General features: G+C 57.4%; 14 protein-coding genes. 4 read left to right on the forward strand and 10 right to left on the reverse strand.

Annotated elements, in window-relative coordinates; all coding sequences use genetic code 11:
- The first annotated feature begins 61 nt into the window (after positions 1-61).
- The gene (cueR, locus tag AC6I8V_RS05165; RefSeq protein ID WP_497844845.1) at positions 62-478 is read left to right on the forward strand and encodes a Cu(I)-responsive transcriptional regulator; all 417 of its coding nucleotides are present in this window, start codon (positions 62-64) and stop codon (positions 476-478) included.
- Here cueR and AC6I8V_RS05170 read toward each other — a convergent pair.
- The 6 genes from AC6I8V_RS05170 to tesA form a co-directional block, all read right to left on the reverse strand.
- On the reverse strand, positions 454-912 hold the full coding sequence (locus AC6I8V_RS05170) for an NfeD family protein (protein ID WP_497845766.1): 459 nt from the start codon (positions 910-912) through the stop codon (positions 454-456). The genes cueR and AC6I8V_RS05170 overlap by 25 nt on opposite strands.
- Positions 912-1826, reverse strand: a complete 915-nt coding sequence (locus AC6I8V_RS05175) for an SPFH domain-containing protein (RefSeq protein WP_497844846.1) — start codon at positions 1824-1826, stop codon at positions 912-914. The genes AC6I8V_RS05170 and AC6I8V_RS05175 overlap by 1 nt, the downstream gene beginning before the upstream one ends.
- Before the next feature lie 121 nt (positions 1827-1947).
- On the reverse strand, positions 1948-2802 hold the full coding sequence (locus tag AC6I8V_RS05180) for a tetratricopeptide repeat protein (RefSeq protein WP_497844847.1): 855 nt from the start codon (positions 2800-2802) through the stop codon (positions 1948-1950).
- Between the two features lie 79 nt (positions 2803-2881).
- On the reverse strand, positions 2882-3655 hold the full coding sequence (locus tag AC6I8V_RS05185) for an SDR family oxidoreductase (RefSeq protein ID WP_497845767.1): 774 nt from the start codon (positions 3653-3655) through the stop codon (positions 2882-2884).
- Between the two features lie 59 nt (positions 3656-3714).
- Positions 3715-4806, reverse strand: a complete 1092-nt coding sequence (locus AC6I8V_RS05190) for an acyltransferase family protein (RefSeq protein WP_497844848.1) — start codon at positions 4804-4806, stop codon at positions 3715-3717.
- 221 nt (positions 4807-5027) lie between these two features.
- A complete protein-coding gene (tesA, locus tag AC6I8V_RS05195) occupies positions 5028-5654 on the reverse strand; it encodes a multifunctional acyl-CoA thioesterase I/protease I/lysophospholipase L1 (RefSeq protein ID WP_497844849.1) in 627 nt (208 codons plus the stop codon).
- Between tesA and ybbA the strand changes: the two genes are divergently transcribed.
- Positions 5622-6308, forward strand: a complete 687-nt coding sequence (ybbA, locus tag AC6I8V_RS05200; RefSeq protein ID WP_497844850.1) for a putative ABC transporter ATP-binding protein YbbA — start codon at positions 5622-5624, stop codon at positions 6306-6308. The two genes, tesA and ybbA, sit on opposite strands and share 33 nt — an antisense overlap.
- Complete coding sequence (gene ybbP / locus AC6I8V_RS05205) at positions 6305-8722, forward strand: putative ABC transporter permease subunit YbbP (RefSeq protein ID WP_497844851.1); 2418 nt, start codon at positions 6305-6307, stop codon at positions 8720-8722. The genes ybbA and ybbP overlap by 4 nt, the downstream gene beginning before the upstream one ends.
- Before the next feature lie 66 nt (positions 8723-8788).
- On the opposite strand, the gene purK is transcribed toward ybbP, so the two are convergent.
- The 4 genes from purK to ppiB all read right to left on the reverse strand — a co-directional run bounded on the left by purK (position 8789) and on the right by ppiB (position 11701).
- A complete protein-coding gene (gene purK / locus AC6I8V_RS05210) occupies positions 8789-9853 on the reverse strand; it encodes a 5-(carboxyamino)imidazole ribonucleotide synthase (RefSeq protein ID WP_497844852.1) in 1065 nt (354 codons plus the stop codon).
- Entirely contained in the window at positions 9850-10359 is a 510-nt protein-coding gene (purE, locus tag AC6I8V_RS05215) for a 5-(carboxyamino)imidazole ribonucleotide mutase (protein WP_497844853.1), read from the reverse strand. Before purE ends, purK begins: the two co-directional genes overlap by 4 nt.
- A gap of 131 nt (positions 10360-10490) precedes the next feature.
- Complete coding sequence (locus tag AC6I8V_RS05220; protein WP_497844854.1) at positions 10491-11207, reverse strand: UDP-2,3-diacylglucosamine diphosphatase; 717 nt, start codon at positions 11205-11207, stop codon at positions 10491-10493.
- Positions 11207-11701 (reverse strand): peptidylprolyl isomerase B, encoded by a 495-nt coding sequence (ppiB, locus tag AC6I8V_RS05225; RefSeq protein WP_497845768.1) that lies wholly within the window; start codon positions 11699-11701, stop codon positions 11207-11209. Before ppiB ends, AC6I8V_RS05220 begins: the two co-directional genes overlap by 1 nt.
- A gap of 218 nt (positions 11702-11919) precedes the next feature.
- On the opposite strand from ppiB, the gene cysS reads away from it, so the two are divergent.
- Entirely contained in the window at positions 11920-13305 is a 1386-nt protein-coding gene (gene cysS, locus AC6I8V_RS05230) for a cysteine--tRNA ligase (RefSeq protein WP_497844855.1), read from the forward strand.
- The last annotated feature ends 10 nt before the right edge of the window (positions 13306-13315 follow it).

Below are 13315 nucleotides of genomic sequence, written 5' to 3' on the forward strand. Positions count from 1 at the left end.
CGGACTTTGCATTAGTTATAAAGCCTAAACCTTCCATTCAGGGGAAGGTCAAGGGGACAATATGAACATTAGCGACGTAGCAAAAAAGACCGGACTCACCAGCAAAGCCATTCGTTTTTACGAAGAGAAGGGCGTGGTGACGCCGCCGCTGCGCAGTGAAAATGGGTATCGTAGTTACAATCCTCACCATATTGATGAACTCAATCTGCTGCGCCAGGCGCGTCAGGTGGGGTTTACCCTCGAAGAGTGCCGTGAGCTGGTGACGCTGTTTAATAATCCCGCACGCCATAGCGCCGATGTGAAAGCGCGTACTTTACAGAAGGCGGATGAGATCGCGGCGCATATCGAGGAGTTACACGCGATGCGCGCGCGTTTGCTGGCGCTGGCGGAAGCCTGTCCGGGCGACGACGGCGCGGAGTGTCCGATCATCAACCATCTGGCGGGCTGCTGCCATCAGGGCGAGGGAAAGCGCGGCTGAACCCGCAGCGTAATACCGACCACGCCAGTGACAATGACCTGCGTACCGGCAGGCAGATCGCTTTCCGCCTGCACGCGCCAGCTGCTGTCGCCAATGCGCACATGGCCGAAGCCGTCTTTCAGGGCGCTTTCAAGCGTCAGATGCTGCCCGATAAGCTGTGTCCCGCGTTGATTGAGGGAATTCGGTTGTTCGGCGGATTCGCGATAACGCATCCAGCGATACCACAGAAAGACGCACAGCAGCGTTAATACCGCAAACAGCACGCCCTGACTTTTCCACGAGAAGGGAAAGAACCACTCAATGATGCCGACCAGCACCGCCGCCAGCCCGCTCCACAGCAGGTAGCCGCTGGTGCCGAGCATCTCAGCGGCCAGCAGCAGACCGCCGAGCGTCAGCCAGAACCAATGCGGATGTGCGATCAGCTCCACGAGGATCACGGTTTGCGCTCCCGACCGCCTTCTTTCAGCAATTCAGCGATCCCGGCAATCGAACCGAGCAGGCTGCTGGCATCCAGCGGCATCATCACCACTTTACTGTTGGTGCCTTCACCAATTTTCTGCAACGCATCGGTATATTTCTGCGCCACGAAGTAGTTGACCGCCTGGATATCACCCGCAGCAATGGCTTCAGAAACCATACGCGTCGCCGTGGCTTCGGCCTCCGCCTGACGTTCGCGCGCTTCGGCCTGCAAAAACGCGGAGGTTCGCTCCCCTTCGGCTTTCAGAATGCGTGACTGCTTGTCCCCTTCGGCACGCAGGATCGCCGCCTGACGCACCCCTTCTGCGGTGAGAATGTCGGCACGCTTGGTACGTTCCGCTTTCATCTGCGCATTCATGGCGGCAATCAGTTCCTGCGGCGGGCGCACATCGCGGATTTCGATGCGGGTGATTTTTACTCCCCACGGATTGGTGGCTTCATCGACAATGTGCAGCAGGCGGGTATTGATGTTATCGCGCTGCGACAGCATCTCATCCAGCTCCATGCCACCCAGCACGGTACGGATGTTGGTCATGGTGAGATTGATGATCGCCAGCTCAAGATTACTGACTTCGTACGCCGCACGGGCGGGATCGACCGCCTGAATAAAGCAGACGGCATCGATGGTGACGTTGGCGTTGTCTTTGGAGATCACTTCCTGGGAGGGAATATCCAGTACGCGTTCCATCATATTGATCTTGCGACCAATGCGATCCATGAACGGCACCACTAAACTCAGGCCGGGTTGCAGCGTCCGGGTGTAACGACCAAAGCGTTCCACCGTCCACTGATAGCCCTGCGGCACAATTTTTACCCCGGCCCACACGGTGACCAGCGCGAGCACGATGATTACGGGAATCACAGTTAACATATAACCTCCTGGTTGTCAGATTGGCGGGCCGAGTCGCTTCGTCCCCCTTTTACCCGTCATACTTCGGGTTGCCGCTGCGTTGGCTGCGTGCAACCCGAATTATTTAGGGTATAGCGCGTGATCAATACAGCAGCGAATACAACTGGCGGCGATAGCGTGCGGCCAGCGCATCACCGGTGCCAAGCGCGGCCAGAATTTCCTGTAGCATCTTACGTACCTGGCCGTCAGCGGCGTTGAGATCGCTTTTCAGGAAGCCATACAGCAACTCCAGCGCTTCCTCATTGCGTCCCACCTGATGCAGTTGTAACGACAGTTTAGCAGCCAGCTCGGCGTTCGCCGGGTCATTCGCCAGCTGCTCCTGCAACTGCTGAATTTCCGGGGTGTCGGCGGCCTGTTTCAGCAATTCGATTTGCGCCACCAGGCTCTGATAGCGGGTGTCCTGATCCTGCAACGGCACGGCGTTCAGTACCGCTTCCGCTTCTTCGCTGCGGTTCAGGGTGATCAGCACTTCTGCCAGCAGAAAGCCAATTTCACTCGCCTGATGACTTAATGCCCAGGCGTCTTTCAGCAGCGGCAGCGCATCAAGGGGTTTGCCTTCCTGCATCAGGGCCATCGCCTGCTGCGCTTTCAGTTCTTCTTCACGCGGCAGCACTTTTTCCAGCAGGGCGCGAATCGCCTCTTCGGGTTGCGGTCCCTGGAAGCCATCGACCGGCTGACCGTTCTGGAACAGATACACCGTTGGCAGAGAACGCAGACCAAATTGTGCCGCCACCATCTGCTCTTTATCGCAATCCAGTTTTGCCAGAATGAACTGCCCGGCGTATTCCTGCGCCAGATGCTCCAGCACCGGCGTCAGTTGCTGACAGTGCTGACTGCGATCGGACCAGAAATAAAACAGCACCGGCAGCTGTACGGATTGCTCCAGCGTTTGATGCAGGTTGGATTCGTTGATGTCGATAATCAAAGCGTGTGACATGAATACGTCTCTTTGCAGAAAGTGTGTTGAGGATATGGGGGCAAGCCGCCCGGCTTCAAGTTCAAAACGGACTTGCAGGCTATTTGCTGCGCAAAATGCGATCCAGCATCCAGCCCGGTAGCACGCGTTTTAACAGACTCATGCTCCAGGCCACCAGCGTTACCGGATAACGCAAACGCGGATGCTGGCTCTCAAGTGCATGGCGCAGCTTCGGTAAAATCGCTTCGGGAGGCAGAGTAAAACGCGCGGCGATGCCCGGATTGCGCACCGGTTTATCGCTCTCGCCCTGATGGACGTTGTCGGTAAAACGGGTGCGAATCGGCCCCGGTTCGATCAGGCTGACACGGACGCCTGAACCGTGCAATTCCATGCGCAGCGCATCACTCCAGGCTTCCAGCGCATATTTGCTGGCCGCGTAGGCACCGCGACCCGGCGTGGAGATGATCCCCAATACCGAACTGGTATTGATGATACGCCCGTTGCCGCTGGCTTTCAGGGCAGGCAGCAGACGCATGGTCAGCTGATGAGTACCAAAGAAATTGGTGGAGAATTGCTGCTCCAGCTGCTGGCGCGACAGGCTGGCGAGCGGCCCGTAAATCCCAAAGCCGCCATTGTTGAACAGGCCGTGCAGGCGGTTATCGGTCAGCGCTAGCACCTGGTCGGCGGCGGCATCGACGCTGGCCGGATCGTCCAGATCAAGCGCAATCCCGATAAAGCCCAGCGCATGCATACGCTCGACATCTTCTGCCCGACGACAGGCGGCAAGAACGCGATAACCGCGCGCCAGCAGGTCATTAGCGGCCACCAGGCCAATGCCGCTGGAGCAACCGGTGATAAGAATGTTTTTTTGCATAATCATTAAAAATAACCGATTTAGATTATTATCAGATTCAATGATTTGCCGGGTGTGAGTCAACCCTTAGTTATAACGGTTCCTGCTTTGTCGCTGTGGTTGCTGTACAGGGCATAGCCTAGTTTTTCAATAAATCGCCATGAAAGCCAGGCAAGTAGTAGCGACAGCACGATGGACAGGGTGAAGCGTAGCAGACCGGGTTCGATACCGAGATTTTCAAAACGTTTACCCAGCCCGCTGTTCATCAGCGTGTGGATAAGATAGAGCGAGAAAGAAATATCGCCGAGTTTAAGCAGCCACCACGGAATCCATTTACTCAGGGTTTTTTCCGCGCCAATGACGGTCAGCAGGATGAGGGCATAAAGCCAGCCGCAGCTTAGCAGGCCATGATCGACGAATCTCCAGCTACTGAACTGGCTCCAGGCAAAGGCGACTGAGGCAAAAAAAAGGACAGCCATCAGGCGGCTATTTAGCCGCTGTAACCACGGCGTAAGGGCGCCAATGATCATTCCCACGAGAAATAGCAGAATAATGGGGTTAGTGATCAGATTAAGCTGTCCGTTGCTAAAGGCGTAGCCGGTCGGCTGGAGCGTCAGCGTTTTACCGGTGATCCAGGGTAAGGCTATCAGGGTAGCGGCAAACCACAATCCGGTTAGCAACCAGCGGAGTGGCAGCGCAACTAACAAGCCAACGACAAGATAAAAATACACCTCATAATTCAATGTCCAGCGAATGCCATACATGCCGCTGTCATCAACATAAAAGGGGCCGTGATCGTGATAAGCGGGCTGAAAAAGTAACGCGCTGATAAAATTCAGGGTTTTATCTATATAGTGAAAGGTACTCATCGCGCCGGAGAGGAAAAATGTCACGACGAGAATGGCGTAGTAGGCGGGCAGAATACGCAGTGCGCGCCGTTTGAGGAAATCGATAGTGCCGGCAAAGCTGGCGGGCGTATTTTTTGCGGTCAGCATAATGACAAATCCGCTGATCAGAAAAAACAGATCAACACCTGTCGCTCCCCAGCCAAAAAGAGCCTGACCCCATCCCGGGCATGCTTCATTAATATTCCAGCGAAAATGGAACAACATTACGCTGAGGGCTGCCAGTCCCCTGAGTGCCTGAACACCCTTAAAATATCCCTGATTCATTTTTTATTTTCTTAATAGCAGCGTGGGTTGCGACCGGGCAACCCCAAAAGAAGCGTTTTATATCACTGCGTTAAGAGACTATCTATGAAAAGATAAGAGGGTCAGGCTTTTGTCGGTTTATATCATTTGGGCGATTTGAGTATTGACCAGAGCAAACTCTGATTAGTGCCTTACCGCGCCAGGTTTGCATAACTTTACCTGTTAAAAATCACGCGCCTGCGTTAATCATGCTTTACTAACGGAGCCAGTTCCTTCGCCATTAGTTCGGCAATAAAGGGCTGCGCATCTGGATTCGGGTGAATACCATCCTGCTGCATCCACTCCGGTTTCAGGTATACCTGCTCCATAAAGAAGGGCACCAGAGGAATGTCGTACTGTTGTGCCAGCTGCGGATAAATCGCGCTAAACGCCTCCGTATAACGACGTCCATAATTTGCCGGCAGACGAATCTGCATCAGCAGCGGCTGCGCCTTTGCGGCTTTTACGTCATTGATGATTTTGCTCAGATCCTCAGCGATATTCTGCGGCGGGAAACCGCGCAGGCCATCGTTACCGCCCAATTCGATTAACACCCAGCGAGGTTGGTGCTGTTTTAATAACGCCGGTAAACGCGCCAGCCCCTGTCCGGCGGTATCGCCACTGATGCTGGCGTTGACGATTTTGGGCTGCTGTTGCCATTGTTTATCCAGCAGGCTTGGCCAGGCCACGGTGGCCGACATCCGGTATCCGGCACTCAGGCTGTCACCCAGCACCAGCAGGGTATCAGCCGCAGCAAGACGTGACACCAGCAGCAGTAATAACAACAGGAAGGGATAATGCCAGCGGAAAACATTGTTGAAGTTCATCATCTTACTAAGTCCGTCGGTCAGGGAGAGCATCAGCTGACCATCCTTACCGGAGTTGAGCTGGTTGTCAAACCAGCCGAGACCATCGCGCTGATTGGCGAGTCCGGATCGGGGAAATCGACCCTGCTGGGGATTCTCGCCGGGCTGGATGATGGCAGCAGCGGCGAAGTGCATCTGCTGGGTGAGCCGTTACATAGCATGAACGAGGAGCAGCGCGCCGCCCTGCGCGCACGCGAAGTCGGCTTTGTTTTTCAATCCTTTATGCTGGTCCCGACGCTGAATGCGCTGGAAAACGTGCAGCTCCCGGCGTTGTTACGTGGGGTCAGCGATCGTGAGAGCCGCACCCAGGCGATCGATTTACTGACGCAGCTGGGACTCAAAGCGCGTCTGCAACATCTTCCCGCCCAGCTTTCCGGCGGTGAGCAGCAGCGTGTGGCGCTGGCGCGTGCCTTTAATGGACGTCCCGGTTTGCTGTTTGCCGATGAGCCGACCGGAAACCTGGATCGTCAGACCGGCGATCGCATCGCTGATCTGCTGTTTTCCCTTAACCGTGATTTCGCCACCACGCTGATCCTCGTGACGCACGACGAACAGCTGGCGGCGCGCTGCGATCGTCGCCTGCGACTGCGCGATGGCAAGTTGTGGGAGGAGTCATGATCTGGCGCTGGTTCTGGCGCGAGTGGCGTTCGCCCTCGCTGTTGATCGTCTGGCTGGCGCTGACGCTGGCGGTGGCCTGCGTGCTGGCGCTGGGATCGATCAGCGATCGCATGGAAAAAGGCTTAAGCCAGCAGAGCCGTGACTTTATGGCCGGTGACCGTACCTTACGCAGCAATGCGCCGGTGCCGGACGCCTGGCTGGCGAAAGCGCGTGAGGAGGGCTTGTCCGTCAGCCGTCAGCTGAGTTTTATGACCATGACCTTTGCCCAGCAGACGCCGCAGCTGGCGGATGTGAAGGCGGTTGATGACGCTTATCCGATGTTTGGGACGTTGCAGACCGCGCCAGCTGGCCTGCGTCCGGCGGCGGGGACGGTGCTGGCGGCTCCACGGCTGCTGGCGTTGCTGAATCTGAAAACCGGCGATCAGATTGACGTCGGGGATACCACGCTGCGCATCGCCGGTGAGGTGATTCAGGAGCCGGACGCCGGTTTTAACCCGTTTCAAACCGCGCCGCGTTTGCTGATGAACCTCGCGGATGTAGACAAAACCGGTGCCATCCAGCCTGGCAGTCGCCTGAGCTGGCGCTACAAATTCTCAGGCGATCCTGCTCCGCTGGCGCGTTATGACAGCTGGATCCAGCCGCAACTGAAGGCCGGCCAGCGCTGGATCAGCGTGGAGAACTCGGAAGATGCGTTAGGGCGATCGATGCAGCGCGCTCAGCAATTTTTGCTGCTCTCCGCCCTGCTGACGCTGCTGCTGGCGATTGCCGCAGTGGCGGTGGCGATGAGTCACTACTGTCGCAGCCGTTATGATCTGGTGGCGGTGCTGAAGACGCTCGGCGCGACGCGCAGGGTGCTACAACGGCTGATCATCGGCCAGTGGCTGGCGGTACTGCTGCTGGCGGCGCTGGCGGGCAGCGTGCTGGGGCAGGGGATTGAAGTCATCCTGCTATTGATGCTGAAACCGGTGCTGCCCGCGGCGTTACCGGCTGCCAGTTTCTGGCCGTGGCTGTGGTCGCTGGGGGCGATGTTTGTGATTTCGCTGCTGGTGGGGCTGCGGCCCTACCGTCTGCTGCTGGCAACCCAGCCGCTGCGGGTATTGCGCCGCGACGCGGTGGCGGCAGTCTGGCCGCTGCGTTTCTATCTGCCGGTGATGGCGCTGGTGGTCATTGGCCTGCTGGCGCTGCTGATGGGCGGCAGCAAAATGTTGTGGGCGCTGCTGGCGGGTATCGTGTTGCTGGCCCTGCTGCTGGCGCTGCTTGGCTGGGGCACGTTGCTGCTGTTGCGGCGTCTGGTTGTGCGCAATCTGGCGATGCGGCTGGCGATCAATCGCCTGCTGCGCCAGCCAGCCATGACCCTCAGTCAGCTGGCGGCCTTTTCGCTCTCCTTTATGTTGCTGGCGCTGCTGCTGGTGATGCGCGGCGATCTGCTGGATCGCTGGCAGCAGCAATTACCGCCGGATAGCCCCAACTATTTTCTGCTGAATATGACGCAGGAGCAGGTGCCGCAGGTGGCGGATTTCCTCACCGCGCATCATGTCAAAGCGGAAACCTTCTATCCGATTATTCGCGCCCGTCTGACGCAGCTTAATGGCAAAGATGCCGATCCGAAGATGGATAACGCCTTAAACCGTGAGCTGAATCTGACGTGGCAGGCGGATCGCCCGGATCATAATCCGCTGGTGGCGGGCGTCTGGCCGCCAAAAGCCGGGGAAGTGTCGATGGAAACCGAGCTGGCGGATCGTCTCGGGGTGAAACTGGGCGATACGCTGACCTTCAGCGGCGATACCCAGCAGTTCAGCGCCAAAATTACCAGCCTGCGTAAAGTGGACTGGGAAAGCCTGCGGCCGAATTTCTTCTTTATCTTCCCGCCAGGCGGGCTGGATGGACAGCCACAAACCTGGCTGACCAGCTTCCGTATGGAGAACAATCCGGCGTTACTGGCGCAGCTTAATCGGGCCTTTCCCACGTTAAGCCTGCTGGATATTGGCGGCATGATGCGGCAGATCAGTCAGGTGCTGGCGCAGGTCAGCCAGGCGCTGGAAATTATGGTGGTGCTGGTGACGATTTGCGGCGTGCTGTTGTTGCTGGCGCAGATTCAGGTGGGGATGCGCCAGCGACGTCAGGAACTGGTGGTGTATCGCACGCTGGGGGCAAGTAAGCGACTGCTACGCGGCACGCTATGGTGCGAGTTCGCCTTGCTGGGCGTGGTGTCGGGGATAGCGGCGGCACTGGGCGCGGAGGCGGCGCTGTGGGGGCTGCAACGCAAGATCTTTGATTTCCCGTGGGAACCTGACTGGAGTTTGTGGCTGGCGCTGCCGATCGCGGGCGCGCTGCTGCTCTCGCTGTGCGGCGGCTGGCTGGGAGTGCGGTTGCTGAAAGGGAAGGCGCTATTCAGACGGTTTGAGGCGGCGTGATGATTCGGGTGCGCATGCATACGCACCCTGCAACGCTAAGGTCGCCATTGATGGCGACCTTTACCATTACAATTTCTCGACTGCCCAGGCGATGCCGCTGGCATACTCCGGCGGCAACAGGGGCACCAGCGCGTTTAACGCAGCGGCCAGACGTGACTGATCGCTATCGGTCAGATTCAGGTGACCCACTTTACGCCCCGGACGGACTTCTTTGTCATACCAGTGCAGATGCACCAGCGGCTGATTCAGCCACGCCAGATTCACGTCCGTACCAATCAGGTTGACCATCACCGATGGCGCAAACACCACCGGCTGCGGCAGCGGTAAACCCAGCACCGCGCGCAGATGCAGCTCGAACTGGCTGATTGACGCGCCATTCTGCGTCCAGTGTCCGCTGTTGTGCACGCGTGGAGCCAGCTCGTTGATCAGCAGACCCTGCGGCGTGACAAAACACTCCATCGCCATCACGCCCACGTAGTTCAGCTCATGCATGATCGCGCTGAGCATCGTCTCGGCCTGTTGCTGCTGGGCAGCATCCGCCTGCGGGAAGGCGACGCTGGTGCGCAGAATGCCATCCTGATGCAGGTTATGCGTCAGCGGATAGAACACCGTGCTGCCATCCTGAGCGCGCGCCCCCACCAGGGAGACTTCACCGCTGAAGTTGATGCCCTGCTCAACAATGCATTCACCGTAGCACTCGTCCGGCAGCGTGTCGGTTTCACCGGCGCGTAAACGCCACTGACCACGACCGTCATAGCCGCCGGTACGACGCTTGACGATGGCAAGCTCGCCGAGTGAACGGAATACCTGCGGCCACTCGCTTTTGTCGGCCAGCAGCTGCCACGGTGCGGTGGCAAGATTCAGCTGATCGAGCAGCTGTTTTTGCGTCAGACGATCGGCCAGACGCGGAAAAATATCGCGATTCACAAACGCCGGATGGCTCGCCAGTTCGCGGGTCAACGCGGTTTCCGGCCAACGTTCAATCTCGGCGGTGATGACGCTCTGCGCGATCGGCAGGGCGGCGGGTTCCGCATCAAGACCTACCGGATAGACGGCAATGCCCAGCGGCTCACCGGCCTGACGCAACATACGACCTAACTGACCATTTCCCAGTACGCAAACCGGCTTCATGCATCCCCCCGCGGGTCCGGGTTGTTCAGCACTTCATCGGTCTGGGTCTGACGCCAGGTTGCCAGGCGAGTTGCCAGCGCGCTGTCGTGGATGGCCAGAATCTGTGCCGCCAGCAGTGCCGCGTTAGCTGCGCCCGCTTTGCCGATGGCCAGCGTCCCGACCGGGATACCGCGCGGCATCTGCACGATGGAGTACAGGCTATCGACACCGCTCAGCGCGGCGCTTTGTACCGGCACGCCCAGCACCGGCACCAGCGTTTTGGCGGCCAGCATACCCGGCAGGTGCGCTGCACCGCCAGCACCGGCGATAATCACCTGGTAACCGTTCTGCGCGGCGTTTTCGGCGAAGCTGAACAGTTTGTCCGGCGTACGATGAGCAGAAACCACTTCAACGTGGAAGGGGACATCCAGGCTGTTAAGAATTTCCTCGGCGAACTGCATGGTAGCCCAGTCACTTTTAGAACCCATGACGATGGCGATACGAGCCGGGGCGGCGTTGGATGACATGCGGTCAACTCCTGTGAATAGACAATCGAACCTGGCCGGGCGGGCAGGTGAAGAAGGGCACAGAGAATAGCATGAGATGGCAGCAAGGAAAACGGTTGCGTAGCCGGAAAACGGGCAAGGTTGCCCGTTAATCAGAACGGGAATTCGATCAGTTGGACGCCGCTGGCATCAACCTGAATCATCGATCCTTGCTGGTGCCAGGCACCGAGAACCACGCGCTGCGCATTTTCACCCTGCAAAACAAAATCATGGATGGCCGGACGATGGGTATGACCGTGAATTAACAGCCGCACCTGCTGGCGCGTCATGGCATTCGCCACCGCCTGTTGATTCACATCCATGATGCTCAGCGATTTATGCTGATTGGCCTGCTTGCTGTTGGCGCGCATTCTGCCCGCGATGCGCATCCGCAGGCGCAGCGGCAAGGCGAGGAATAGCTTTTGCAGCCAGCGCTGATGCACTTTGGCACGAAAGCGTTGATAGCCTTCATCATCGGTGCAGAGCGTATCGCCGTGCATAATCAGCAGGCGATGACCGTAAAGCGTTAGCACCTGTTCTTCCGGCAGCAGCGTCATGCCACAGGCAGCGGCGAAGCGCTGGCCGAGCAGGAAGTCGCGATTGCCGTGGATGAAATAGGTTGGCACCGGCAGCGCCTGAAGGGCGCTGGCGATTTGCTGATGCAGCGGATTGGGATCGTCATCGCCAATCCAGGCTTCAAACAGATCGCCGAGGATATAAAGCGCATCGCATTGATGCGCTTCACGCTGCAAAAAATGCAGAAAACCGGCAGTGATTGCCGGTTCCTCCTGACACAGATGAAGATCTGCGATAAACAGCGTGCGCGACATTACTCGCTAACGGTCACTTTCTGGATGACGACGTCATCTTTCGGTACGTCCTGGTGCATACCGCTACGGCCGGTCGCCACGGCTTTGATTTTGTCGACCACGTCCAGACCCTCAACCACTTCAGCAAACACGCAGTAACCCCAGCCTTGCAGGCTTTCGTCGCGGAAGTTGAGGAAGTCGTTGTCGGCGACGTTGATGAAGAACTGGGCAGTCGCTGAGTGCGGAGCCTGAGTACGCGCCATTGCCAGGGTACCACGGGTGTTTTTCAGACCGTTGTTGGCTTCGTTGCGGATATCTTCTTTGGTGGCTTTCTGCTTCATGCCCGGCTCAAAGCCGCCGCCCTGAATCATAAAGCCATTGATAACACGGTGGAAAATGGTGTTGTCGTAGAAACCTTCACGGCAGTAATCCAGGAAGTTCTTTACGGTTGCCGGCGCTTTGTCATCGAAGGTTTTAATTACGATATCGCCATGGTTCGTCTGGAAGGTGACCATCATTCTCGTCCTGTAAAGGTTGTCGTCGGTATCAATCGCCGCGCCTGCAAAGCGGCGGGCCATTTTAGTAGACGCTTCTTATATCACAAATTGTGATGACGAGTCAGCAAGGCGGCCGCAGTTGACATGCTGGCGTCGCACTGGCACAAAAAATACGGCACAATGTGCCGCTAGCCTGGAAAGGCCTTTCCTGCACACGTATATAACGGAACCGTTCAATGCTAAAGATTTATAACACCCTGACCCGACAGAAAGAGGAATTCAAACCTATCCATGCTGGTGAAATCGGCATGTACGTGTGCGGCATCACGGTTTACGACCTCTGTCATATTGGTCACGGGCGTACCTTTGTGGCGTTTGATGTTGTCGCGCGCTACCTGCGTTATATCGGCTATCAGCTGAAATATGTGCGTAACATCACCGATATTGACGATAAAATCATCAAGCGTGCCAATGAAAATGGCGAAAGTATCGAGACCCTCACCAATCGCATGATCGGTGAGATGCACAACGATTTTGCCGCGCTGGGTATTCTGCCGCCGGATCTGGAACCGCGCGCGACGCGCCATATCGATGAGATCATCGAGCTGGTGGGCCGCCTGATTGAACGCGGCCATGCGTACGTCGCCGACAATGGTGACGTGATGTTTGATGTGCTCAGCGACAAAGAATACGGCGTGCTGTCACGTCAGGATCTGGAGCAGTTGCAGGCGGGCGCTCGCGTGGAAGTGGCTGAAGTGAAGCGCAACCCGATGGACTTCGTGCTGTGGAAGATGTCGAAAGCTGACGAACCCGCCTGGAGCTCGCCGTGGGGCAATGGCCGTCCGGGCTGGCATATTGAGTGCTCGGCGATGAACTGCAAACAGCTGGGCACCCATTTTGACATCCACGGTGGTGGTTCAGATCTGATGTTCCCGCATCATGAAAACGAAGTTGCGCAGTCCACCTGCGCCCACGACGGCCCCTACGTCAACTACTGGATGCACTCCGGTATGGTGATGGTTGATCGTGAGAAGATGTCAAAATCCCTCGGCAACTTCTTCACCGTGCGCGATGTGCTGCAACATTATGATGCGGAAACCGTGCGTTACTTCCTGATGTCAGGCCACTATCGCAGCCAGCTCAATTATGGCGAAGATAACCTCAATCAGGCGCGTGCTGCGCTGGAACGTCTCTACACCGCGCTGCGTCATACCGATGCCAGCGCCGTGGCCGCCGGTGGCGAAGAGTTTGCAACGCGTTTCCGTAGCGCGATGGATGATGACTTCAACACCCCGGAAGCCTACTCGGTGCTGTTCGATATGGCGCGTGAAGTGAACCGTCTGAAAGCGGAAGATAAAGCGGCGGCTGATGTGCTGGCGGCGAAGCTGCGTCAGCTGGCTGAAGTGCTGGGCATTCTGCAACAGGACCCGGAGCAGTTCCTGCAAAGCGGTGCGCAGGCTAATGATGACGAAGTGGCGGAGATCGAAGCGCTGATCAAAATGCGTAACGATGCGCGTAAAGCGAAAGACTGGGCGCAGGCCGATGTGGCGCGCGATAAGCTCAATGCGTTGGGCATCGTGCTGGAAGATGGCCCGCAGGGCACCACCTGGCGTCGTAAGTAATCAAAAAGGG

The organism is Pantoea sp. X-Soil-TKNS-1207, from assembly GCF_059730485.1.